This is a genomic window from Streptomyces sp. NPDC006314 (genome assembly GCF_040613075.1).
Classification (GTDB): Bacteria; Actinomycetota; Actinomycetes; order Streptomycetales; family Streptomycetaceae; genus Streptomyces.
Genome location: NZ_JBEXRL010000012.1, coordinates 126,822 through 149,010, shown reverse-complemented (window position 1 = coordinate 149,010; position 22,189 = coordinate 126,822). Strand labels below are relative to the sequence as shown.

Sequence of the window (22,189 nt, the reverse complement as noted above, 5' to 3'; positions counted from 1 at the left end):
CTAGCGTCACCGCCGTGACCATGTTGCTCCTCGCCGTCCATGTCCTCGCCGCGATCGTCACCGTCGGGCCCGTCACCGTCGCCGCGAGCATGTTCCCGCCCGCCGCGCGCCGTACCCTCGCCGCACCCGGCGATCCCGGCGCCACCGGGACACTCCAGCTGCTGCACCGGATCTGCCGGGTGTACGCCGTCGTCGGCGTCGTCGTCCCGGTCTTCGGCTTCGCCACCGCGAGCCGGATGGACGTGCTCGGCAGTGCCTGGCTGACCGTGTCCATCGCGCTGACGGCCCTCGCCGCGCTCGTCCTCACCGCGCTGGTGCTGCCGGCCCAGACCGCCTTCGTCGAGGGCGGCGGTACGGTCCGGCAGACCGCGCGGCTCGCGATGTTCACCGGGCTGTTCAACCTGCTGTGGGCCACGGTGACGGTCCTGATGATCGTCCGGCCGGGCTCCACGACAGGCCTGTGACGGTCAGGCGCCTGACGGTCAGGCGTGTGACGGTCACGGCGTGCTGGCCGCCGGCGGTACCGGCGGCCCCTGCGTGCCCGTGGCCGCTCCTGTGCCCGTTCCTGCGCCCGTGCCCGTGGCCGCTCCTGTGCCCGTTCCTGCGCCCGTGCCCGGGGTCCGGCTGGACGGCCGGGCGCCCTTCGCCGACGCCTTGGCTAGGCTCGCCGCCGCCGTCAGCGGGCGGGCGATGTCCTCCAGGGAACGGCGCTCGGCCGGTACCGCCAGGGCCGCCGCGACCAGGCCCGCCGCACACATCAGAGCGGCGCCGATCGAGAAGGCGAGGACCGTGTCACCGACCTTGCCCGTACCCGTGAGGTCGGCGAACAGCAGCGGGCCGCTGATGCCGCCGGCCGCGGTGCCGAGGGCGTAGAAGAAGGCGATGGACATCGCCCGCGTCTCCATCGGGAAGATCTCCGACACCGTCAGATAGGCGCTGGAGGCACCCGCCGACGCGAAGAACAGCACCGCGCACCAGCAGGCGGTCAGTGTGCCCGCGCTCAGCGAACCACGGTCGAACAGCCAGGCCGTGCCGAACAGCAACAGGCCGGAGAGCAGGTACGTCGAGGAGATCATCACCCGGCGGCCGACCGTGTCGAACAGCTTGCCCAGCAGCAGCGGACCGCAGAAGTTACCGACGGCGATCACCGCGAAGTAGTAGCCGGTGTGGTCGGCCGGCACGTCGAAGAACTTGGTCAGGATCGCGCCGAAGCCGAAGGTGATCGCGTTGTACAGGAACGCCTGGCCGATGAAGAGGGAGAAGCCGAGCACCGCGCGCTTGCGGTACTGGCCGAAGATTGTGCCGGCGATCTCGATGAAGGTCACGTTCTCGCGTTGGTGGATCTCCAGCTCGCCCTGCGGATCGGGAAGCGGCTCGCCCTTCTCCGCCTCGATCCGGCGCTCGATGCCGGAGACGATCTCCTCCGCCTCCCGGTCCCGGCCGTGGATCAGCAGCCAGCGCGGGCTCTCCGGGACGTGCCGTCGTACGAGCAGGATGACCAGGGCCAGGACGGTGCCCAGGGCGAAGGTCAGCCGCCAGCCGACGTTCGCGGCCAGCAGGTCGGTGTCGAGTGCGACGATCGACAGCAGCGACCCGCCGACCGCGCCCAGCCAGAAGCTGCCGTTGATGATCAGGTCCACCCGGCCGCGGTAGTCCGCGGGGATCAGCTCGTCGATCGCGGAGTTGATCGCCGCGTACTCACCGCCGATGCCGAAACCGGTCAGAAAGCGGAACAGGAAGAACCACCAGGCTTCCCAGGACACGGCCGTCAGGGCGGTCGCCGCCAGATACACCGCCAGGGTGATCATGAAGAGGTTCTTACGGCCGAAACGGTCCGTGAGGCGGCCCCAGAACAGGGCGCCCACGCACGCACCCGCCACATACAGCGCGGCCGCGATACCGGTGATCTGCCCGGAGGTGATCGACAGACCGCTGCCCGGCTCGGCGAGCCGGCTCGCGATGTTGCCGACGACCGTGACCTCCAGGCCGTCGAGGATCCACACGGTGCCCAGGCCGATCACGATCGTCCAGTGCCAGCGGGACCAGGGCAGGCGGTCGAGCCGGGCGGGGATACTCGTGGTGATGGTCCGGCCGGTCTCCGGAGCTGGTGCCTCGGCTGCGGTCATGGGCTCCCTCCTCGTCGAAGGACGTCCCCTCATGGGCGAGGGACGGCAAGACGGGTGCCCCTGTCCTGCGGATTCAGGCCCACCGGGCAACGCATCCGGAGCCGCCCCGGCGCCGCGACCGGGCTCAGCGGCCCAACTGGAGCACACCGCGGCCTGCACGGCACCGGCGGCACACATGGCACGGGCTGCACACCCGGCACAGGCGGGGCACGCGGTACCGCCCGGCGCTCACGCTCCCACCATCCGCGACACCGCGTAGATCAGCAGCCCCGCCAGGGATCCCACCACCGTGCCGTTGATCCGGATGAACTGCAGGTCACGGCCAATGTGCGCCTCGATCTTGCGTGTCGTGTGCTCGGCGTCCCAGCCCGCCACCGTGTCGGTGATCAGGGAGGTGATCTCGTTGCGGTAGGTCGTCACGACGTGCACCGCCGCGCCCTCCACCCAGCTGTCGACCTTCTCCTGCACCTTCGGCTCGGTCGCCATCCGCGCGCCCAAGGACAGCAGCGCGGCCCGCACCCGCTGGCGCAGCTCGCTGTGCTCGTCCTCCGCAGCCGTCACGATCATGGACCGTACGGCCGTCCACGCGGACGCGATCAGGTCCTGCACCTCCCCCCGGCCCAGCACCTCGCCCTTGAGCCGCTCCACCCGCGCCCGCGTGTCCGTGTCCGACTGCAGGTCGGAGGCGAAGTCCGTGAGGAACCGGTCCAGTGCCCCGCGCGCCGGATGGGAGGGCATGTCCCGCATCTCGGTGACGAACCGCAGCAGTTCCTTGTAGACCCGCTCGCCGACCTTCTTGTCGACGAACCGCGGAGTCCAGCCGGGCGCGCCACCCTCCACGGCGACCATCACGTCACCCCGGTGCAGCACCAGCCAGTCGTGCGCGCGGGCCACCACCAGGTCCACCACCCGCTTGTGCCCGCCGTCGGCGACGACCTTCTCCAGCATCTTGCCGATGCCCGGTGCGATCTCCTGCGCGTCCGCACGCCGTGTGATCGCCTCGCCGACGACCGCCTGGACATCGGAGTCCCGCAGCACCGTCAGCGCGCCCCGCAGCGCGGTCGCCAGCTCCGCCGTCACCCGGTCCGCGTGCTCCGGCTCCGCCAGCCAGGCGCCGAGCCGGCTGCCGATGCCGACCGCGCGCAGCCGCTGCCGCACGACGTCCTGGGACAGGAAGTTCTCCCCGACGAACTCGCCCAGCGAGACACCCAGCTGGTCCTTCTTGGTGGGGATGATCGCGGTGTGCGGGATGGGCAGTCCCAGCGGGTGCCGGAAGAGCGCCGTGACCGCGAACCAGTCCGCCAGCGCGCCCACCATGCCCGCCTCGGCGGCCGCGGCCACATAGCCCGCCCACGCCCCGGCGCCCTCGTGGGCGGCCAGCTGGGCCAGGACGTAGACCACCGCCACGAACAGCAGCATCCCGGTCGCCGTGAGCTTCATGCGCCGCACGCCGGCCTGGCGCTCCTCGTCCGCCGGGGTGAACGCCGTCATGGTCCGGTACGACGTCACCCGCGCCGGTGCTCCCCTCCCCGGTGCTGCCGTCCCCGGTACTCCCGTCTCCGGTGTTCCCGTCCCCGGTGTTCCCGTCTCGGTAGGTTCCATCAGCTCCACCCGTTCGGTGATCCCGCACACAATTGTCCCTTCCTGACCGACTCCTGGAACAGAACGCGAGTTCCCGGCGTCTGTCTGGAAGGGGGTTTTTGGGCAGGGCCCTGTCAGGCCCCCCAAGCCCATGACGCATCATGGGCTCATCGGATCGGAGCCTCGGGCTCCCATCTCCCGAGGAGAACACAACCAGCGTGACCAAGCGTCATGGTTATGCGGTGCTGGGCACGCTCGCCGCACTCGTCATCGCACTGTCCGTCGCCCTCTACGCCACCGTGGCGGCCGACGACGGCACCCCCCGCGGCAACCTCGCCGACAACCGCCCCCACCGCGAGTCCTCCGCCGCACCCGCCTCCACCGGCACCTGGGTCGGCTCCTGGTCCACCGCCCCCGTCGGCGGCGAGCCCGGCACCGAGGCCGACGGCATGGCGGGCCGCTCGGTCCGCAACGTCGTCCACGCCGGCACCGGCGGTACGAGTGCCCGCATCACACTGTCCAATCTCTACGGCCAGTCACCGCTGACCATCACACACGCCTCCCTCGCCCTCTCGGCGGGCGACGGCACCGCCGCCGCCGACGCGAGAACGATGCGGCGCCTCACCTTCGACGGCAGCACCGGCGTCGTCATCCCCGCCGGCGGACAGGCCGTCAGTGACGCCGTACGCGTGGCCGTTCCGCGCGACAGCGACGTACTGGTCACCACCTACTCCCCCACCCCGTCCGGCCCGGTCACCTACCACCCGCGCGCACGGCAGGTCTCCTACGTCGCCGCCGGTGACCGCACCGAGGACTCCACCGGCGCCCCGTACACCCAACACACCCTGTACTGGCGCTATCTGACGGCCCTGGACGTCCTCAGCAACGAGGCCGACGGCACCGTCGTCGCCTTCGGCGACTCCCTCACCGACGGCGTCACCTCCACCATCGGTGCCAACCGCCGCTGGCCGGACATCCTCACCGGCCGGCTGCGCGGCGCCCTCGAAAGCGGGCAGCGGCTGCCGCGCTACAGCGTCGTGAACGAGGGCATCAGCGGCAACCAGGTCCTCGCCGACGGCCTCGGCCGGCCCGCCGAGAACCAGAGCGGCCTCGGCCGCTTCGGCCGCGACGCGCTCTCCCGCACCAACGCCAAGGTCGTCATCATCGACCTCGGCATCAACGACATCCTGCGCAACCCCAGGCTCGCCGACCCGAATCGCATCACCGGCGGCCTGCGCACCCTCGTCCGCCAGGCCCACGCCCGCGGCCTGAGGGCCGTCGGCGCCACCCTGATGCCCTTCGAGGGCCACCGCGGCTGGACCCCGGCCCGCGAGGCGGTACGGCAGCAGGTCAACGCGCAGATCCGGGCCGGCCGCGTGTACGACGCGGTCGCCGACTTCGACAAGGCGCTCCGCGACCCCCACGACCCTCGCCGTCTGCGCCCCGAGTACGACTCCGGCGACCATCTGCACCCCAGCGACCTGGGCTACGCCAAGATGGCCGCGATCTTCGACCTGAGCACGCTCGAGGGCGCGGGTCAGGCTCGGCTGTAGCCCACGCGGGCTCCGGGCCCGCCAGGAACCGCCGGGACGGGCGGCCGGAAACCCCCGGCCCCCGGCGGCCAGGAATACTGGCCGCATGACCCGCTTGATCCTCGCCACCCGCAACGCCGGAAAGATCACCGAACTGAGGGCGATCCTCGCCGAGGCAGGCCTGCCGCACGAGCTGATCGGTGCCGACGCCTACCCCGACGTCCCCGACGTCAGGGAGACCGGCGTCACCTTCGCCGAGAACGCCCTCCTGAAGGCCCACGCACTCGCCCGGGCGACGGGCCTCCCGGCGGTCGCCGACGACTCCGGTCTCTGCGTCGACGTCCTGAACGGCGCCCCCGGCATCTTCTCCGCCCGCTGGGCCGGCCGGCACGGCGACGACAAGGCCAATCTCGACCTGCTCCTCGCCCAGCTCTCCGACATCGCGGAGGAACACCGCGGCGCCCACTTCGCGTGCGCGGCCGCCCTGGCCCTGCCTGACGGCACGGAACGGGTGGTGGAGGGCCGGCTCCAAGGGGTCCTGCGCCACGAGCCCGCCGGCACGAACGGCTTCGGCTACGACCCGATCCTCCAGCCGGAGGGCGGGACCCGCACGTGCGCCGAACTGACCCCGGAGGAGAAGAACGCGATCAGCCACCGGGGGAAGGCGTTCCGGGCGCTGGTACCGGTGGTGCGGGAACTGCTCGGCTGAGCGTTACGGGACGGCCCCGCACCCTTGGATCCGAGATGCGGGGCCACTTTCCGGGTGGGCCCGGTGGGACTCGAACCCACGACACACCGGACCTAAACCGGCGCCCTCTTGCCAGCTGGGGTACGGGCCCTCAGCCGTGCATACTCTACTGGTCCATACGCGGCGCTCGTCGACCTCCTCTGCACCATGTACTGATGAGCGCGGGGCAGTTCGGGCACAGCGATCGCCCCCTTGAGCCATCGAGCCCCCGCACGGAATTCCGGAACGGGGAACGGCCCGCATCGGGGTCGTCCCGGTGCGGGCCGCCAGGCGGCGGAGAGTCCCCTCGGGGACTCAGATGCCCAGATCCTTGATGATCTTGGCCACATGGCCGGTGGCCTTGACGTTGTAGAGGGCGCGTTCGACCTTGCCGTCCTCGTCCACGATCACCGTCGAGCGGATGACGCCGACGACCGTCTTGCCGTAGAGCTTCTTCTCACCGAAGGCGCCGTACGCCTCCAGGACCTTCTTGTCGGGGTCGGCGAGCAGGGTGACCTTCAGGGACTCCTTCTCGCGGAACTTCGCGAGCTTCTCCGGCTTGTCCGGGGAGATGCCGATGACCTCGTAGCCGGCGCCGGCCAGCAGGGAGAGGCTGTCCGTGAAGTCGCAGGCCTGCTTGGTGCAGCCTGGAGTGAGGGCGGCGGGGTAGAAGTAGACGATGACCTTGCGGCCCTTGTGGTCCGACAGGGAGACCTCGTTGCCGTCGGCGTCGGGGAGGGTGAAGGCGGGGGCCATATCCCCCGGCTGGAGTCGCTCGCTCATCGGGCCAGCGTAACCGGGGGGCCTTGCGGTGCGGTGCGGCCATGAGCTGACAGACTGTCCGGAACAGCATCAGGAGACTTCGGAGGCCGTACGGTGGCGGACACGTCGGACACCAGAACCCCGGCGCAGATCGAGGCGGACATCAGGCGCCGCCGTGAAGTGCTGGCCGAGACGCTCGACGAGATCGGGGTGCGGGTGCACCCCAAGACGATCGTCGGGGACACGAAGGCCAAGGTGGTCGCGAACATCGATCACACCGTGGGGCGAGCGTATGTGCAGGTCAATCGAGCCGTGACCGAGGTGCGGGCGCGGTTCGTGGACGAGGAGGGCGCGCCCCGGCTGGAGCGGGTCGTTCCGGTCGCGCTGGTCGTCGTGGGGGTCGTGGGGCTGCTCGCCCTGGGGTCCCGGCGGCGCAAGGACTGAGCCGGGCGGCGACCCGGGCACGTACAGGCGGGACGAAGGCAGGTAGGTTCAAGGGTGTGAGCGCCAACAGAAACGAGAACAGCACCTCCCATCACGACAAGCTGCCCATCCGGATGCTGCACGACCGCGTTCTGGTCAAGCAGGAGACCGGTGAGGGTGAGCGGCGGTCGGGTGGGGGCATCCTGATTCCCGCCACCGCGGCGGTCGGGCGGCGGCTGGCGTGGGCCGAGGTCGTCGCGGTCGGCCAGAACGTCCGGACCGTGGAGCCGGGCGATCGCGTCCTGTTCGACCCGGAGGACCGGGCCGAGGTCGAGGTGCGGGGCGTGGCGTACGTGCTCATGCGTGAGCGTGATCTGCACGCGGTCGCCGCGGACCGTTTCGAGGGGTCGCAGGACTCCACGGGGCTGTATCTCTGATTTCTGTCCGAGGGCCTCTCGTTCCCCGGCCTCTCTCCGATCCACCTCTGATTCGATGCCGAAGAGGGCCGGTGACCACCGTCACCGGTCCTCTTCGGCGTTCTTTTGCTATGTTCGAAAGCCCGACGAGACGCGCCGTACCGGGTCGAAGGCAAAGACGACGCACCGAGAAGAGTCGCCGTTCCGTCCCGGAGGTGCCTGTCATGGCCTGGGTTCTGCTCGTCGTCGCCGGTCTGCTGGAAGTCGGCTGGTCGATCGGGATGAAGTACAGCGAGGGTTTCACCCGGCTGGTCCCGAGTCTGTTCACCGGTGCCGGCATCGTCGCGAGCATGGTGCTGCTGTCCTCCGCCGCGAAGTCTCTGCCCATCGGTACCGCCTACGGCGTCTGGGTGGGCATCGGGGCGGCCGGTGCGGCGGTGCTCGGCATGGTCGCGCTGGGTGAGCCGGTCACCGCCGCCCGGGTGTTCTTCGTGTGTCTGCTGCTGGTCGCCGTGGTGGGGCTGAAGGCGACCAGCGGTCACTGACGTCTCACTGCCGTCTGCTGCCGGCTACTGCGGGCCGCCGGTGCCTTCGACGGTGCCGGTACTGGTGCCGCCGTCGTCGGTGCCTCCGCCTGGCGTGCCGCCACCGGTCGTCGTGCCCCCGCCGGTCGTGCCGCCCTCGGTGGTATCGCCTCCGGTGTCCGTGTCTCCGCCGGTCGTGGTTCCGCCGTCGGTCGTCGGGCCGCCGTCGGTGGTGGTACCGCCGTCGGTGGTGGTCCCACCGTCGGAGGTGGTTCCGCCGTCGGTCGTCGGGCCGCCGTCGGTCGTGGTACCGCCGTCCGTCGTGGTACCGCCGGCGGTGGGGGTGGCGGTCGCCCCGCCGTCGTCCTGACCGCCGGAGGTGGTGCCGCCGTTGTCCTGACCGCCCGTGCCGGGCTGGGCCGTGCCGGTGGAGGGGGGCTCCTGGATCCGGTCGGCGCCCTGCTGGAGCTGGAGGTCGAAGGCGGCGGCCGGCTTGCCCTCCAGCGCCGCGCGCGTGTACTGGGCCCAGATCTGGGTGGGCGGGCCACCGCCGTTCATGCGGGGCTGGCCGAGGGTGTAGTACAGCGGCTTCTGTGCCGCGGTGACCGGGTCCTGGCCCATGACGGCGACCACCGTGGCCAGGTCGGGGGTGTAGCCCGCGAACCAGGCGGCCTTGTCGCTCTCGGCGGTACCGGTCTTGCCGGCCGCCGGGCGCCCCGCGGCCTGCGCGGCCGTGGCGGTGCCGTTGTCGACGACGCTCCGCAGCACGGAGGTGGTGGTGTCGGCGGCCTCACGGCTGACGGCCTGCTTGACCGGCTCGTGGGGGAGCTTGATTCCCTCCGTGCCGCCCTTGGTGATCTTCTCGATCATCGTGTAGGTGCCGTGCCTGCCGTGGTTGGCGAGCGTCGCGTACGCCTCGGTCATGTCGAGGACGCTGGCGTTGGCGGTGCCGAGCGCGATCGACGGGGACGGGTAGAGGTCCCGGGTGCCGGAGGGGATGCCCAGGTCGACCGCGGTCTGCTTGACCTTGGAGGGACCGACGTCGACGGCCATCTGCGCGTAGACGGAGTTCACCGACAGGTCGGTGGCCTTGCGGACGGTGATCGGCCCGTACGACTTCTGGTCCTCGTTCTCCGGGGCGTAGGCGCCGCCGGTCCAGCCCTGGACGGGCCGCTGGTTGGTGCCGTCGTAGACGGTGTTCGGCGTGATGGTCCGGCCGTCCTGGGTGGCCGAGCCGTTCTGCACCGCGGAGGTGAACACGAACGGCTTGAACGTGGAGCCGACCTGGTAGTCACCGCGGGTCGCGCCGTTGGTGTACTGCTTCACGTAGTCGATGCCGCCGTACATCGCGACGACCTCGCCGGTCTTGGGGTCGATGGAGGCGCCGCCGGCCCGGACGTAGTTGTCGGCCTTGCGGTTCTTCTTGTCCAGCTTGGAGATCAGCTGGTCGTTCACCGCCTTGACGAAGGCGTCCTGCTTGTCCTTCTGGATGGTGGTGGTGATGCGGTAGCCGCCGGCTTCGAGCTGGTCGGAGTCGAGGATGTGGTTCGCGACCAGGTAGTGCTTGACGGCGTCCACGAGGTAACCGCGCTGGCCGGACATGCCGGTGGAGAGCGTCTGCTCCTTTGGCATCGGGAACTTCATGCCGGCGCGCCTGGACTCGCTGAGCCAGCCCTTCTTCACCATGCCGTCCAGGACGTAGTTCCAGCGGGCGACGGCCACGGCCTTGTTCTCGGGGTGGGCGACGACGTCGTACTCGCTGGGCGCGTTGACGAGCGCGGCGAGGTAGGCGGCGCGGGCCGGGTCGAGGTCCTGGGCGTCCCTGCTGTAGTAGGCCTGGGCAGCGGCCTGGATGCCGTAGGCGTTGCGGCCGAAGTAGCTGGTGTTGAGGTAGCCCTCAAAGATCTCGTCCTTGGACTTCTGGCGGTCCAGCTTGATCGAGATGAAGAACTCCCTGGCCTTGCGGGTGACCGTCTGTTCCTGGGCGAGGTAATAGTTCTTCACGTACTGCTGGGTGATCGTGGAGCCGGACTGCTTGCCCTTGCCGGTAACCGTGTTCCAGGCGGCGCGTAGCATGGCCTTCGGGTCGACGGCGGATTCGGTGTAGAAGTCGCGGTCTTCGGCGGCCAGGATGGCGTGCTGAGCGTCCTTGGAGACATCGGCGAGGCTGACGTTCTCCCGGTTGATCTGGCTGTCGCGGGTGTCGCGGGCGAGCTGGGAGCCGTCGGCGTAGAGGTAGACGTTGCTCTGCTTGGTCGCGAGGGCGTTGGCCGGCGGGATCTTGACCATCGAGTAGCCGATGAAGAACAGGCCGATGATCAGGAGTATCCCGATCACGAAGGTGCCGAGCACCATGCGCCAGGTGGGGATGATCCGCCGCCAGCCGGTGCGCTTGGGCCGCTTGGCCTTCTTGCCCTTCCCTCCTCCTCCGGGGTTCGAGCCGTCCGAGGCGGAGGCGAGTGCGGTGGTGTCCTGCCGGGTGGCCGGCTCGGAGCTCCGCTGGGCCGCCTTGGCCCCGGACCCGGTACGGCCGCTCGCGCCGACCGCGCCTACGGCCCCGGCAGAGGCGGCCTGAGCAGCGGCGGAACCAACACCGGCCGCCCCGCCGGCAGCAGTGGCTCCTGCGGCGCCCGCCACACGGGCAGCACCGGCGGCTCCGGCGGCCTTCGCGGCACGGTTCGGGCCGCCCGGCCGGGGAACGGTCGTCCGGGGCTTGCGGCCGGTGGTGCCCGACCCCGCCGCCGGGGAGGCCGCGGCCGCCTCGCCGGGACCGCCCGGCTCGCCCGCGCGCGGCGCGCTGACGCGCCGGAGGACCTGCGTGCTCTCGGGCGCGCCCGTCTCACCGGCGCCCTGGGCCGGCCCGCCCGCCTTGCCCGGCTGGGCCTGACGACCGGGCGCGCCGGGCCGCGCGGACGCCTGGCTGTCCCCGCCTCCCCGCGGCGGCGTGACGCGCCGAAGCACCTGGGTGCTCTCGGCCGACTGAGGCTTCTCGGAGTCGACCGACGCCCCCGGGACCTGCGGTTTGTCCGCGCCGGGACGCTTGGCGGCACCGTCGGCGCCCTGGGCGCCCGTGGCCCCGCCGGACACCGAGGCTCCACGAGAAGCCGAAGCACCATCGGAGCCCGCGCCGGACGCCGGACGCCCGCCGGCCACGGAAGCCCTACCGGAAGCCGAAGCACCTCGGGAAGCCGCACCTCCGCCGGCCGTCGAAGACCCGCCGGCCTTGGAACCCCTACCGGAAGCCGAAGCCCTGCCCGAAGCACCACCGGGGACCGCGCCCGTACCCGAGACCTTGCCCGAAGCCCCGCCGGGAGCCGTGCCCCCGCCCGAGGTCTTGCCCGGAGCCGTCGCCCCGTCGGAAGCCGCGCCCCCGTCCCGGGCCGGCCCGGAGGCCATCGTTCCGTTGCGGTCCGTGCGGGCGTCGCGGGCTGCCTGGCGTGCTCGGGCGATGGCAGTCGTCCGGTCCCGGGCCGGGCGGCCATCCGGTCGGGTGGCCCGGGTGTCACCCCCGCGGGCGTCCGCGCCGTCGGCGCTCTGGGCCCCTGCCCGCGGCTCGGCCCCCTCGGCTCTCCTCGCCCCCTCGCCCCTCTCGGCGGCCGTCTCCTCGCGGCGCCCAGGGTTCCCGGGCCCTTCAGCCGGCAGCGGCTTTTCCGGCGCCACGCCCTCGTTCGGCTGCTGCGGCTGCGGCTCGTCGCTCATGTCGTGCACGGACTCCTGATTCGCGTCGTACGTTCCCGTACGCCTCGTACGCCTTCTGCGCCCCCTGATTGAAGACTCTCGCACCTGGCGTTCCGTTCCCGGATTCCGGCACGCTTCCGGCACGGAAAACACGTGGCCGGCCGCCGGACCTCCGGACTAGGCTCCTGCGCTTCGGTGTCGAGCGTCCGAGGAGGTCGACTGGCGTGGGCGCGGGACGGTTGTACGCGGCCGTCGCGGTAGGGGGCTTCAGACGGTACGCGACGTATCGGGCCGCCACTGCGGCAGGGGTGTTCACGAACACGGTCTTCGGGCTGATCCTCGTCTACACGTATCGCGCGCTGTGGGACGAGAAGCCGCACCTGGGCGGGTGGGACCAGGCGCAGGTCGTGACCTATGTGTGGCTGGGGCAGGCGTTTTTGTCGACACTCGCGATCGGCGGTGGGGGCGTCGAGGGCGAGTTGATGGAACGCATCCGTACGGGGGACGTGGCGATCGACCTGTACCGGCCCGCCGACCTGCAGTTGTGGTGGCTGGCGGCGGACCTGGGGCGGGCGTTCTTCCAGCTGCTGGGGCGGGGACTGGTGCCGTTCGTGTTCGGCGCCCTGTGCTTTCCGGTGTACCTGCCCACCGACGTCGGTACCTGGGCCGCCTTCTTCGTCGCCGTGCTGCTGGCGATGCTCGTCGGGTTCGGGATCCGGTTCCTGCTGGCGCTCAGCGCGTTCTGGTTGCTGGACGGTACGGGCGTGACGCAGATCTCGTGGCTCGCCGGGTACTTCTGCTCGGGCATGCTGCTGCCCCTGAACGTCTTCCCGGGGGCGCTCGGCGAGGTCGTGCGGGCCCTGCCGTGGTCCTCGCTGCTCCAGGCGCCGGCGGAGATCCTGCTGGGGCACGCCGATCCGCTCGGTACGTATCTCTTCCAGGCGATGTGGGCGGTCGTGCTGCTGGGCGCCGGGCGGCTGCTGCAGTCGGCGGCGACGCGGCGGGTGGTGGTCCAGGGTGGGTGAGCCCGGCCGGCTGGCGGAGGGCGTGCGCGCGTACCGGATGATCGCCGGGATGTGGATCCGGTCCACGATGGCCTACCGCGCCTCGTTCGTGATGACCACGTTCGGGAACTTCGCGGCGACCTTCTTCGACTTCGTCGCGATCATCCTGATGTTCTCCCGGGTGGACGCCCTCGGCGGCTGGTCGCTGCCCGAGGTGGCCTTCCTGTACGGCCTGTCCGGTACCGCGTTCGGGCTGGCGGACCTGGTGATCGGGTCGATGGAGCGGCTGGGGCGCCGGGTGCGGGACGGGACGCTGGACACGCTGCTGGTGCGTCCGGCGCCGGTGCTGGCGCAGGTGGCGGCCGACCGGTTCGCGCTCCGGCGGCTGGGCCGGGTGACGCAGGGCGCGCTGGTGCTCGGCTGGGCGGTGGCCCGGCTCGACGTCGACTGGACGCCGCTGAAACTGCTGCTGATGCCGGTGATGGTGGTGAGCGGCTGCGGGATCTTCTGCGCGGTCTTCGTGGCGGGGGCGGCCTTCCAGTTCCTGGCGCAGGACGCCTCGGAGGTGCAGAACGCCTTCACCTACGGCGGTACGACGCTGCTGCAGTATCCGCCGTCGGTGTTCGCGGAGGAACTGGTGCGCGGGGTGACGTTCGTGCTGCCGCTGGCCTTCGTCAGCTGGCTGCCCGCGACCTATGTGCTGGAGCGGCCGTATCCGCTGGGGCTGCCGCAGTGGGTGGCGTTCGCGCCCCCGTTGGTGGCGGTGGGGTGCTGTGCGCTGGCGGGGCTGGCCTGGCGGGCGGGACTTCGTTCGTATCGGAGCACAGGGAGCTAGCAGGTGACGGACGGTGAACTCATCGGGTCCGGCAGCGACTTCATCGCGCTGGAGAACGTCGAGAAGGTCTTCGAGGTACGCAGGAAGACCGGGTTCCTCAAGCGGGAGCGGCGCGAGGTCCGGGCGGTGGACTCGCTCTCGTTCACCGTGGCGCGTGGGGAGATGGTCGGCTACATCGGGCCGAACGGTGCCGGGAAGTCGACGACGATCAAGATGCTCACCGGCATCCTGACGCCGAGTGCCGGCCGGTTGCGGGTGGCGGGGATCGATCCCTCGCGGGAGCGGAGGCGGCTGGCGCACCGGATCGGGGTGGTGTTCGGGCAGCGGACCACGCTGTGGTGGGATCTGCCGCTGATCGACTCGTACCGGCTGGCGCACCGCATGTACCGCATCCCGGACGCCCGTTACCGGGAGAACCTGGACCGGCTGGTGGAACTGCTCGAACTGAGCGCTCTGTTGGATGTGCCGGTGCGGCAGCTGTCGCTGGGGCAGCGGATGCGCGGGGACATCGCGGCGGCGCTGCTGCACGATCCGGAGGTGCTGTACCTGGACGAGCCGACGATCGGTCTGGACGTCGTGTCGAAGGCCAAGGTGCGGGGCTTTCTGCGGGAGGTGAACGCCGAGCGTGCCACGACCGTGCTGCTGACCACGCACGATCTGCAGGACATCGAGCAGGTGTGCTCACGGGTGATGGTCATCGACCACGGGCGGCTGATGTACGACGGTCCGCTCGTGGGGCTGCACGAGGCCGGGGAGAGCGAACGGACGCTGGTGGTGGACCTGGAGCGGGAGCTGCCACCGGTGGAGGTGCCGTCGGCGCGGGTGGTGAGGGTGGAAGGGCCGCGGCAGTGGGTGGCGTTCCCGGCGGGGCAGTCGGCGGCGCCGCTGGTCGCCCATCTGGCGGCCCGCTACCCGCTGGTGGACCTGTCGGTGCGGGAGCCGGACATCGAGGCCGTCATCGCCAAGATGTACGCGGAGAAGGCCGTCTCGTAGGCTGCTGTCATGACCGACGACGCAGTCCCGGACCTCCGGGCGTCCGACGCCGACCGTGAACGGGTGGCCGAGGTCCTGCGGGACGCCCTGGCCGAGGGCCGGCTGGACATGGAGGAGTTCGAGGAGCGGCTGGAGGCGGCGTACAAGGCGCGTACGTACGGCGAGCTGGCGCCGCTCACCCGCGATCTGCCGACGGCCGGTGCCGCGGCCCCGGCCCCTCCCGTCTCCTTCGCCAAGAACCCGGCGACGCGCGGTGGTTGGGCGGGCCGGATCGTCTGGGGTGAGGGGTCCTCGACCGGTGGGATCGCGATCCTGTCGGGGTTCGAGCGCAAGGGCCGCTGGACGATGCCGAAGCGGTTCAACTGCTTCGCCTTCATGGGCGGCGGCGAGATCGACCTGCGGGAGGCGGACTTCGCGGACCGCGAGGTCGAGATCAACTGTGTCGCGATCATGGGCGGGGTGCAGGTCATCGTGCCGCCGGGAGTCGAGGTCGTCGTACGCGGCATCGGTGTGATGGGCGCCTTCGAGCACCCCGGGGACGACGGCCCGCCCGAGCCGGGCGCCCCGCGGGTGGTCATCGGCGGGTTCGCGTTCTGGGGCGGGGTCGGGGTGGAGCGCAGGGTCACCCGGGCCGAGCGGCAGCGGCTGAAGGAGCAGCGCCGCCAGGAGAGGCTGGAGCGCGGGGAGTCCCGGCACGGGCTGCACCGGGCGCGCCGGGATGAGCGGGAGCGGCGGAGCGGGGAGTACTGAGCGCTCCGCCGAGCGCCGTGGGCGACTGCGGGCCGACCGGGGCTGGTCGCGCCCGCGCGGCGGGGCCGCACAGGGATACGGCCCGCGCCCCTTTCGGGGCGCTTCCGCCGCCGGCGCGGATGACGGGGTGCCCCTACGCCGTGCAGACCTTGGTGAGTTCGCCGGCCGCGTCGGTGACGGGGCCGACGTCCGGGGTCTCGTCGCCGTTCCTGATCGCCGTACGGACGTTGTCGACGGCCTGGCCCAGGTCGTCGACGGCCTTGTTGACGTCGGTGTCGTCGGTCTTGTCGGCGATCTTCCTGAGGTTCTTCTCGATGGCGTCGAGGGAGGCGTCGGTCTGCGTCGGGTCGTTCGCGGCGTTCTCCACGGCCTGCTGGAGGTCGGTGACGCTGTCGGCGATGGAGTCGGCGGTCTGGACGCAGTCCAGGGCCTTGTTCACGGCGTCGCAGCCGGTGGTGAGGCCGGCGGTGAGTGCCACGGCGGCCACTGCGGCGGCGATGGTGGTGACGCCGCGGCGTCGGCGTCGGCTGGCGGCCATGATGGTGGGTCCCTCCCCTGGTACGGCTGGCAGGGCGCACGGTGACAAGCCGTGCGCCCGTATCCCTAGGACGTCGGGGAGGGTTCGCGGGTTGCCCGCGCGTACGGGGTGTCTTGGCCGCCCCTTTACTTCCCGAGGGTGACTTCCAGGGCCGCGCGCTGGAAGGCGGCCAGCTCGGTGCAGCCGGTGACGGCGAGGTCGAGCAGGGCGTCGAGTTCCTCGCGGGCGAAGGGCTCGGCCTCGGCGGTGCCCTGGACCTCGACGAAGCGGCCGTCGCCGGTGCAGACGACGTTCATGTCGGTCTCGGCGCGCACGTCCTCCTCGTAGCACAGGTCGAGCAGGGGCACTCCGCCGACGATGCCGACCGAGACGGCGCTCACGGTCCCGGTCAGCGGCTGCCGGCCGGCCTTGATCAGCTTCCTGCCCTGAGCCCAGGCGACGGCGTCGGCGAGGGCGACGTAGGCGCCGGTGATCGCCGCGGTGCGGGTGCCGCCGTCGGCCTGGAGGACGTCGCAGTCGAGGACGATGGTGTTCTCGCCGAGCGCCTTGTAGTCGATGACGGCGCGCAGGGAGCGGCCGATGAGCCGGGAGATCTCGTGGGTACGGCCGCCGATCTTGCCCTTGACGGACTCGCGGTCGCCACGGGTGTTGGTGGCGCGGGGCAGCATGGCGTACTCGGCGGTGACCCAGCCCTCGCCGCTGCCCTTGCGCCAGCGCGGGACGCCTTCGGTGACGGAGGCGGTGCAGAAGACCTTGGTGTCGCCGAAGGAGACGAGGACGGAGCCCTCGGCGTGCTTGCTCCATCCGCGTTCGATGGTGACCGGGCGGAGCTGTTCGGGGGTACGGCCGTCGATGCGAGACATGACGACGAGCCTATCCGGAGTGGCGGAAGGGGCTCCTCCCGCGGCGGGAGGAACCCCTTACAGGTGAACCACGGCGGCCACGGGGGCGGTGGCTCGGTGGGTTCACATCATGTCTTCGATCTCCGCGGCGATCGGGTCCGCGTCGGTGCCGATGACCACCTGGATGGCGGTTCCCATCTTGACGACGCCGTGGGCGCCGGCGGCCTTCAGGGCGGTCTCGTTGACCAGCGAGGGGTCGGAAACCTCGGTGCGCAGCCGGGTGATGCAGCCCTCGATCTCCTCGATGTTGTCGATGCCGCCGAGCCCGGCGACGATCTTCTCAGCCTTGCTGGCCATGTTGCTTCTCCCTGATCCGAACCGCTTTGTCGCAGTAACCCACAGTTGGCCCATCTTCGCGAGCGGTCATGCCGTCCGAGCCGGATGATGGCGATCACGACAGCGGAACCGTCCGCCGACTGGTCTACACCACCCTGCCGACGGTCGCCAAACCGCGTCCGAGTCGAGTGGCCGGAGGACGCCCATGAGCGCCGAGAGGGCAGGCAGCGCCGAGCACGCGGCCGGGCCGGCCCGGGAACGCTGGAACCGGTTGTTCCAAAGCCTGCAGAAGATGGGCCGCAGCCTCCAGCTGCCGATCGCGGTGCTGCCGGCCGCGGGCATCCTGAACCGGCTCGGGCAGCCGGACGTGTTCGGCGCCGAGGGCCTGGGCTGGACCGACGTCTCGAAGGTGATGAAGGGCGCGGGCGGCGCGCTGCTCGACGGCTCGCTCGGCCTGCCCCTGCTGTTCTGCGTGGGCGTCGCGATCGGGATGGCGAGGAAGGCGGACGGCTCGACGGCACTCGCCGCGGTGGTCGGCTTCCTCGTCTACTACAACGTCCTGCACCAGTTCCCCGAGCGGTGCCCGGGCGGCTCGAAGGCGGTCCCGGACATCGGCTGCCAGGTCGGCGTCGGCACGGGCGTCGGCGCGGTGACACCGTTCACCTTCCAGAACCCCGGGGTCTTCGGCGGCATCGTCATGGGTCTGCTGTCGGCCTTCTTCTGGGCCCGCTTCCACCGCACGAGACTGGTGGACTGGCTGGGCTTCTTCAACGGCCGCCGCCTCGTCCCCATCATCATGGCGTTCGTCGCCATCGCCGTGGCGGCCGTGTGTCTGTGGATCTGGCCGCCGATCGGCGACGCCCTGGAGAGCTTCAGCCACTGGCTGCGGGACGCGGACTCCTGGGGTGCCGGCATCTTCGGCGTCGCCAACCGGGCGCTGCTCGTCATCGGCCTGCACCAGTTCCTGAACGTGCCCATCTGGTTCCAGTTCGGCACCTACACTCCACCGGGCGGCAAGCCAGTGCACGGTGACATCAACATGTTCCTCGCGGGCGACCCGAACGCCGGTCAGTTCACCTCGGGTTTCTTCCCGATCATGATGTTCGCGCTGCCGGCGGCCGCGCTGGCGATCACGCACTGCGCGCGGCCGGAGCGCCGCAAGGAGGTCGGCGGCCTGATGCTCTCGGTCGCGCTGACCTCGTTCGTGACCGGCATCACCGAGCCGATCGAGTACTCGTTCCTGTTCATCGCGCCGGCGCTGTACGCCGTCCACGCGGTGCTCACCGGTGTGTCGATGGCGGTGACCTGGGCGCTCGGCGTGCACGACAGCTTCAGCTTCTCGGCCGGCCTGATCGACTACGTCATCAACTGGAACCTGGCGACGAGACCATGGGCGATCATCCCCATCGGCCTGTGCTTCGCGGCCGTGTATTACGTTGTCTTCCGGTTCGCGATCACGAGGTTCGACCTGACGACACCCGGCCGGGAGCCGGTGGGCGAGGTCGAGGACGTCACCAAGGTCTGACACGCCGAGAACCTGAGGCTTCAGGACAGTCGGGGCCCCTTGGACCACCCGGTCCGAGGGGCCCTCGTCATGCGCCCGCAGGGGGCCCTTCGGGCAGGTACCGCGCGTAGCGCCGCGGTAGCGGATTTCGTGGTTCCTTGTACGCCGTCATCGTGCTACAACAGGTCTACACCACTGAGTGGTGTAGACCAGAGACGCTGCCGTCCCCTGCCATGGTTCCCGGGCGGCGCCTTGCCCACTGGAGGAACTTGTGACCACGGCCAGCGCCGCTCCTGCGGCCGAGAAGAAGAAGGGCGCCGGTGCGATGGCGGTGCTGCAGCGCATCGGCCGCAGCCTGATGCTGCCGGTGGCGGTGCTGCCGGCCGCTGCCCTCCTGGTGCGCCTCGGCAACACCGACATGCTGGGACGTCCCTCGTTCCCGACGTTCCTCACGAAGATCGCGTCGTTCATGGCGGCCGGCGGCAACGCGATCCTGGACAACATGGCCCTGCTGTTCGCCGTGGGTATCGCCATCGGCTTCGCCAAGAAGGCGGACGGCTCCACCGCGCTGGCCGCGGTCGTCGGTTACCTGGTCTTCAAGAACGTACTCGCCACGTTCACCGACAAGAACCTGCCCAAGGTGGCGACGGTCGTCGACGGCAAGATCGTGATGGTGAACGCCCCGGTGGACGCCAAGGTCCTCGGCGGTGTGGTGATGGGCATAGTCGTGGCCCTGCTGTACCAGCGCTTCTACCGCACCAAGCTGCCCGACTGGGCGGGCTTCTTCGGCGGCCGCCGCCTCGTACCGATCCTGTCCGCCTTCGCCGGGCTGGTCATCGGCATCGTCTTCGGCTACATCTGGCCGGTACTCGGCACCGGCCTGCACACCTTCGGCGAGTGGCTGGTCGGGTCGGGCGCGGTGGGCGCGGGCATCTTCGGCGTCGCCAACCGTGCGCTGATCCCGATCGGGATGCACCACCTGCTGAACTCGTTCCCGTGGTTGCAGGCGGGCGAGTACCACGGCAAGAGCGGTGACATCGCGCGCTTCCTGGCCGGCGACCCGCACGCGGGCCAGTTCATGACCGGCTTCTTCCCGATCATGATGTTCGCCCTGCCGGCCGCGTGCCTGGCCATCGTCCACTGCGCCCGGCCCGAGCGCCGCAAGGTCGTCGGCGGCATGATGTTCTCCCTGGCTCTGACGTCCTTCGTCACCGGCGTCACCGAGCCCATCGAGTTCACCTTCATGTTCATCGCACCGGTGCTGTACGCCATCCACGCCGTCCTCACGGGCGTGTCGATGGCACTGACCTGGGCGCTGGGCATGAAGGACGGCTTCGGGTTCTCGGCGGGTGCGGTCGACTTCGGGCTGAACCTGGGCATCGCCACCAACCCCTGGGGCCTGGTCCTGGTGGGCCTTTGCTTCGCGGTCGCCTACTACGTGATCTTCCGCTTCGCGATCGTCAGGTTCAATCTGCCCACGCCGGGCCGCGAGTCCGACGAGGAGCTCGCGGAACTACGGAAGGCCGAGGCGAAGTAGTCCGGCCCCGGACACGTCGAAGGGCCCCGGAACCGAGGAGGACGAGGGGGTTCCGGGGCCCTTCGCGTGCGCAGGCCCTCAGGTCGTGTGTCAGGGCATCAGATCTCGTACGTCAGTCCCGGCGCCGCCAGTTCCACCGGCCCGGTGAACACCTCGCGGGCGTCGCGGAGGTTGGCCTGCGGGTCGGTCCACGGCGGGATGTGGGTGAGGACCAGGCGGCGGGCGCCCGCGCGGGCCGCCGTCTCGCCCGCCTCACGACCGTTGAGGTGCAGGTCGGGGATGCTCTCCTTGCCGTGCGTGAACGCGGCCTCGCACAGGAACAGATCGGCGTCCCGGGCCAGCTCGTCCAGGGCCTGGGTGACGCCCGTGTCGCCGGAGTAGGTGAGGGACTTCCCGCCGTGCTCGATCCGGATGCCGTACGCCTCCACGGGGTGGCGGACCCGCTCGGTGTGCACCGCGAACGGGCCGATCTCGAACGTGGACGGCTTGACCGTGTGGAAGTCGAAGACCTCGCTCATGGAGGAGGCCGAGGGGGTGTCCGCGTAGGCGGTGGTCAGCCGGTGTTCCGTGCCCTCGGGGCCGTAGACGGGGATCGGATCGCAGCGGCCGCCGTCGTGGCGGTAGTAGCGCGCGACGAAGTACGCGCACATGTCGATGCAGTGATCGGCGTGCAGATGGCTGAGGAAGATCGCGTCGAGGTCGTAGAGACCGCAGTGGCGCTGCAGCTCGCCGAGGGCGCCGTTGCCCATGTCGAGAAGCAGCCGAAAGCCGTCGGCCTCGACGAGGTAGCTCGAGCAGGCCGATTCCGCGGAGGGGAACGACCCCGAGCAGCCGACGACGGTGAGCTTCATGAAGCAGAAACCTCCGTTGGCGGGAAGCCGGTGGGCGGGACGAGGAGCCTGGAGAATGGGGGCTGACGGGGGTCGTGCGGTGCGTCGAGCGTAAGGCGCGAAAGCACGGGTCGCTCCTCCGCCAGGGGCCGTTGTGGGCGAACTCACCTGTGCTGTCACCGGTTCGGCTGGACCCGGGGCGCATAGAGAGTGGCAGAGGGCGCGCGGTGTGCGGCGCGCGCCGGTAACGTCGTCGTATGGACACGTCCTGGTGGCTCGCGCTCGCGGCGGTGGTACTGCTCGCGCTGGTCGCCACGCTCGTCGACGGCTGGGGACGCGGCCGCCGGCCCGGCGGGCGGCGCCTGCGGCCACCGGGCCGCGCGGGCGCGCGGGCCGCGCACGCGGCGCGGCCGGCCCCGGGGGACATCTGGTGGGCGACCGTCCCTTACGAGGACCGGCCCGACGTGAAGGACCGGCCCTGTCTGGTGCTGGCGGTACGCGGCGACCGGGCCACGGTCGCGAAGATCACCGGCAAGTACCACGACGAACGCGCCGGGGTCATCCCGCTGCCGCCCGGCGCGGTCGGCGACGCCGGCGGCCGCCCCAGCTTCCTGCAGACGGACGAGCTGCGCCAGGTCCCGGTGGGCGACTTCCGGCGCCGGGTGGGCGTGGTCGACCCGGTCCTGTGGGACCAGGTGCGGCACCTTGCCGGTTAGCGCACCCGCACGGTGACCGTCCACTCCTGGATGCCCTTGCAGGAGACCTGGCCGGGGGCGGTGGGCTCGGCGCACAGGGGGCGGGAGGACGAGAGCTTCACGGTTCCGGCGGCCGCCGCCTGATAGGCGGCCGTGGCGTCGCCCGGCTGGATGACGAAGCCCGCGTTGATGCCCTTCAGCCCGGTGCCGCTCGCGGTGACCGGCTTCCACGGGCGGGCCCTGGTGCCGTCCAGGGTGAGCCGGACCTCCCCGCCCCTGGTCACGCAGACGGTACGGCCGTTGTCGGTGGCCTTCAGCTCCACCTGGGGGCCGCATGCCCCGGCGGTCGGGCTCGGGGAGCGCGTGGAGGGGGCCGGTGACACCTTGCCGTCGCTGCCGGTGTCCCCGCCGCCTTCCGAGCCGCAGCCCGCGAGGAGCAGTGTCGTGGCCGCGAGGGCGGTGAGGGTCGTACGGCGCATGGGGGTCCGCCTTTCTGCCGTCCTTCTGGCGTGGCCGGCCGGCCGGCCGCCTGGTGCAGATGTGACGTACCACCGGC

At 71.0% G+C, this 22,189-nt stretch carries 22 protein-coding genes, 1 tRNA gene and 1 riboswitch; of the genes, 13 read left to right on the top strand and 10 right to left on the bottom strand.

What is annotated here, in order from left to right:
• The first annotated feature begins 14 nt into the window (after positions 1-14).
• On the top strand, positions 15-464 hold the full coding sequence (locus tag ABZ079_RS22910) for a hypothetical protein (protein WP_356941286.1): 450 nt from the start codon (positions 15-17) through the stop codon (positions 462-464).
• A gap of 33 nt (positions 465-497) precedes the next feature.
• Here ABZ079_RS22910 and ABZ079_RS22905 read toward each other — a convergent pair whose 3' ends face one another.
• Positions 498-2,126, bottom strand: coding sequence for an MFS transporter (locus ABZ079_RS22905; RefSeq protein ID WP_356941285.1), 1,629 nt, complete (start codon positions 2,124-2,126; stop codon positions 498-500).
• A 228-nt stretch (positions 2,127-2,354) separates the two neighbouring features.
• Positions 2,355-3,617: a DUF445 domain-containing protein gene (locus tag ABZ079_RS22900; RefSeq protein WP_356941373.1), complete on the bottom strand. Its 1,263-nt coding sequence runs from the start codon at positions 3,615-3,617 to the stop codon at positions 2,355-2,357.
• A gap of 308 nt (positions 3,618-3,925) precedes the next feature.
• Between ABZ079_RS22900 and ABZ079_RS22895 the strand changes: the two genes are divergently transcribed.
• The gene (locus tag ABZ079_RS22895; protein ID WP_356941284.1) at positions 3,926-5,260 is read left to right on the top strand and encodes an SGNH/GDSL hydrolase family protein; all 1,335 of its coding nucleotides are present in this window, start codon (positions 3,926-3,928) and stop codon (positions 5,258-5,260) included.
• Positions 5,261-5,345: 85 nt separating this feature from the next.
• The gene (rdgB, locus tag ABZ079_RS22890) at positions 5,346-5,948 is read left to right on the top strand and encodes an RdgB/HAM1 family non-canonical purine NTP pyrophosphatase (RefSeq protein WP_356941283.1); all 603 of its coding nucleotides are present in this window, start codon (positions 5,346-5,348) and stop codon (positions 5,946-5,948) included.
• Positions 5,949-6,003: 55 nt separating this feature from the next.
• Here the strand turns inward: rdgB and ABZ079_RS22885 are convergent.
• A tRNA-Leu gene (locus ABZ079_RS22885) sits at positions 6,004-6,078 on the bottom strand.
• Positions 6,079-6,281: 203 nt separating this feature from the next.
• Positions 6,282-6,749 (bottom strand): thioredoxin-dependent thiol peroxidase, encoded by a 468-nt coding sequence (gene bcp, locus ABZ079_RS22880; RefSeq protein WP_356941282.1) that lies wholly within the window; start codon positions 6,747-6,749, stop codon positions 6,282-6,284.
• 93 nt (positions 6,750-6,842) lie between these two features.
• Here bcp and ABZ079_RS22875 point away from each other — a divergent pair, with 93 nt between their 5' ends.
• The 3 genes from ABZ079_RS22875 (at position 6,843) to ABZ079_RS22865 (ending at position 8,112) form a co-directional block, all read left to right on the top strand.
• A complete protein-coding gene (locus ABZ079_RS22875) occupies positions 6,843-7,172 on the top strand; it encodes a DUF3618 domain-containing protein (RefSeq protein WP_356941281.1) in 330 nt (109 codons plus the stop codon).
• A 56-nt stretch (positions 7,173-7,228) separates the two neighbouring features.
• A complete protein-coding gene (locus ABZ079_RS22870; RefSeq protein ID WP_356941280.1) occupies positions 7,229-7,588 on the top strand; it encodes a co-chaperone GroES in 360 nt (119 codons plus the stop codon).
• Positions 7,589-7,685: 97 nt separating this feature from the next.
• A riboswitch (guanidine-III (ykkC-III) riboswitch) is annotated at positions 7,686-7,755 on the top strand.
• A gap of 36 nt (positions 7,756-7,791) precedes the next feature.
• The gene (locus ABZ079_RS22865; protein ID WP_356941279.1) at positions 7,792-8,112 is read left to right on the top strand and encodes a multidrug efflux SMR transporter; all 321 of its coding nucleotides are present in this window, start codon (positions 7,792-7,794) and stop codon (positions 8,110-8,112) included.
• Positions 8,113-8,136: 24 nt separating this feature from the next.
• On the opposite strand, the gene ABZ079_RS22860 is transcribed toward ABZ079_RS22865, so the two are convergent.
• Positions 8,137-11,178: a transglycosylase domain-containing protein gene (locus ABZ079_RS22860; protein WP_356941278.1), complete on the bottom strand. Its 3,042-nt coding sequence runs from the start codon at positions 11,176-11,178 to the stop codon at positions 8,137-8,139.
• Between the two features lie 815 nt (positions 11,179-11,993).
• Between ABZ079_RS22860 and ABZ079_RS22855 the strand changes: the two genes are divergently transcribed.
• The 4 genes from ABZ079_RS22855 to ABZ079_RS22840 are packed head-to-tail and all read left to right on the top strand — an operon-like array spanning position 11,994 to position 15,351.
• Positions 11,994-12,794 carry an ABC-2 family transporter protein gene (locus tag ABZ079_RS22855; RefSeq protein WP_356941277.1) on the top strand — a complete coding sequence of 267 codons (801 nt, stop codon included), beginning with the start codon at positions 11,994-11,996 and terminating at the stop codon, positions 12,792-12,794.
• The gene (locus tag ABZ079_RS22850; protein WP_356941276.1) at positions 12,787-13,608 is read left to right on the top strand and encodes an ABC transporter permease; all 822 of its coding nucleotides are present in this window, start codon (positions 12,787-12,789) and stop codon (positions 13,606-13,608) included. The genes ABZ079_RS22855 and ABZ079_RS22850 overlap by 8 nt, the downstream gene beginning before the upstream one ends.
• A gap of 3 nt (positions 13,609-13,611) precedes the next feature.
• On the top strand, positions 13,612-14,601 hold the full coding sequence (locus tag ABZ079_RS22845; RefSeq protein ID WP_356941275.1) for an ABC transporter ATP-binding protein: 990 nt from the start codon (positions 13,612-13,614) through the stop codon (positions 14,599-14,601).
• Positions 14,602-14,610: 9 nt separating this feature from the next.
• Positions 14,611-15,351, top strand: coding sequence for a DUF1707 domain-containing protein (locus tag ABZ079_RS22840; RefSeq protein ID WP_356941274.1), 741 nt, complete (start codon positions 14,611-14,613; stop codon positions 15,349-15,351).
• Positions 15,352-15,484: 133 nt separating this feature from the next.
• Here the strand turns inward: ABZ079_RS22840 and ABZ079_RS22835 are convergent, their stop codons facing one another.
• The 3 genes from ABZ079_RS22835 to ABZ079_RS22825 all read right to left on the bottom strand — a co-directional run bounded on the left by ABZ079_RS22835 (position 15,485) and on the right by ABZ079_RS22825 (position 17,088).
• Positions 15,485-15,889, bottom strand: a complete 405-nt coding sequence (locus ABZ079_RS22835; RefSeq protein ID WP_356941273.1) for a hypothetical protein — start codon at positions 15,887-15,889, stop codon at positions 15,485-15,487.
• 125 nt (positions 15,890-16,014) lie between these two features.
• Complete coding sequence (gene rph, locus ABZ079_RS22830; protein WP_356941272.1) at positions 16,015-16,752, bottom strand: ribonuclease PH; 738 nt, start codon at positions 16,750-16,752, stop codon at positions 16,015-16,017.
• A 102-nt stretch (positions 16,753-16,854) separates the two neighbouring features.
• Complete coding sequence (locus ABZ079_RS22825; protein ID WP_328427381.1) at positions 16,855-17,088, bottom strand: PTS glucose/sucrose transporter subunit IIB; 234 nt, start codon at positions 17,086-17,088, stop codon at positions 16,855-16,857.
• 184 nt (positions 17,089-17,272) lie between these two features.
• Here ABZ079_RS22825 and ABZ079_RS22820 point away from each other — a divergent pair, with 184 nt between their 5' ends.
• On the top strand, positions 17,273-18,592 hold the full coding sequence (locus ABZ079_RS22820; RefSeq protein WP_356941271.1) for a PTS transporter subunit EIIC: 1,320 nt from the start codon (positions 17,273-17,275) through the stop codon (positions 18,590-18,592).
• A gap of 250 nt (positions 18,593-18,842) precedes the next feature.
• Positions 18,843-20,108 carry a PTS transporter subunit EIIC gene (locus tag ABZ079_RS22815; RefSeq protein ID WP_356941270.1) on the top strand — a complete coding sequence of 422 codons (1,266 nt, stop codon included), beginning with the start codon at positions 18,843-18,845 and terminating at the stop codon, positions 20,106-20,108.
• A 98-nt stretch (positions 20,109-20,206) separates the two neighbouring features.
• Here the strand turns inward: ABZ079_RS22815 and ABZ079_RS22810 are convergent, their stop codons facing one another.
• Positions 20,207-20,959 carry an MBL fold metallo-hydrolase gene (locus ABZ079_RS22810; RefSeq protein WP_356941269.1) on the bottom strand — a complete coding sequence of 251 codons (753 nt, stop codon included), beginning with the start codon at positions 20,957-20,959 and terminating at the stop codon, positions 20,207-20,209.
• Positions 20,960-21,195: 236 nt separating this feature from the next.
• Here ABZ079_RS22810 and ABZ079_RS22805 point away from each other — a divergent pair, with 236 nt between their 5' ends.
• On the top strand, positions 21,196-21,654 hold the full coding sequence (locus tag ABZ079_RS22805; RefSeq protein ID WP_356941268.1) for a type II toxin-antitoxin system PemK/MazF family toxin: 459 nt from the start codon (positions 21,196-21,198) through the stop codon (positions 21,652-21,654).
• On the opposite strand, the gene ABZ079_RS22800 is transcribed toward ABZ079_RS22805, so the two are convergent.
• Positions 21,651-22,112, bottom strand: coding sequence for a hypothetical protein (locus ABZ079_RS22800; protein ID WP_356941267.1), 462 nt, complete (start codon positions 22,110-22,112; stop codon positions 21,651-21,653). The two genes, ABZ079_RS22805 and ABZ079_RS22800, sit on opposite strands and share 4 nt — an antisense overlap.
• Positions 22,113-22,189 lie beyond the last annotated feature (77 nt).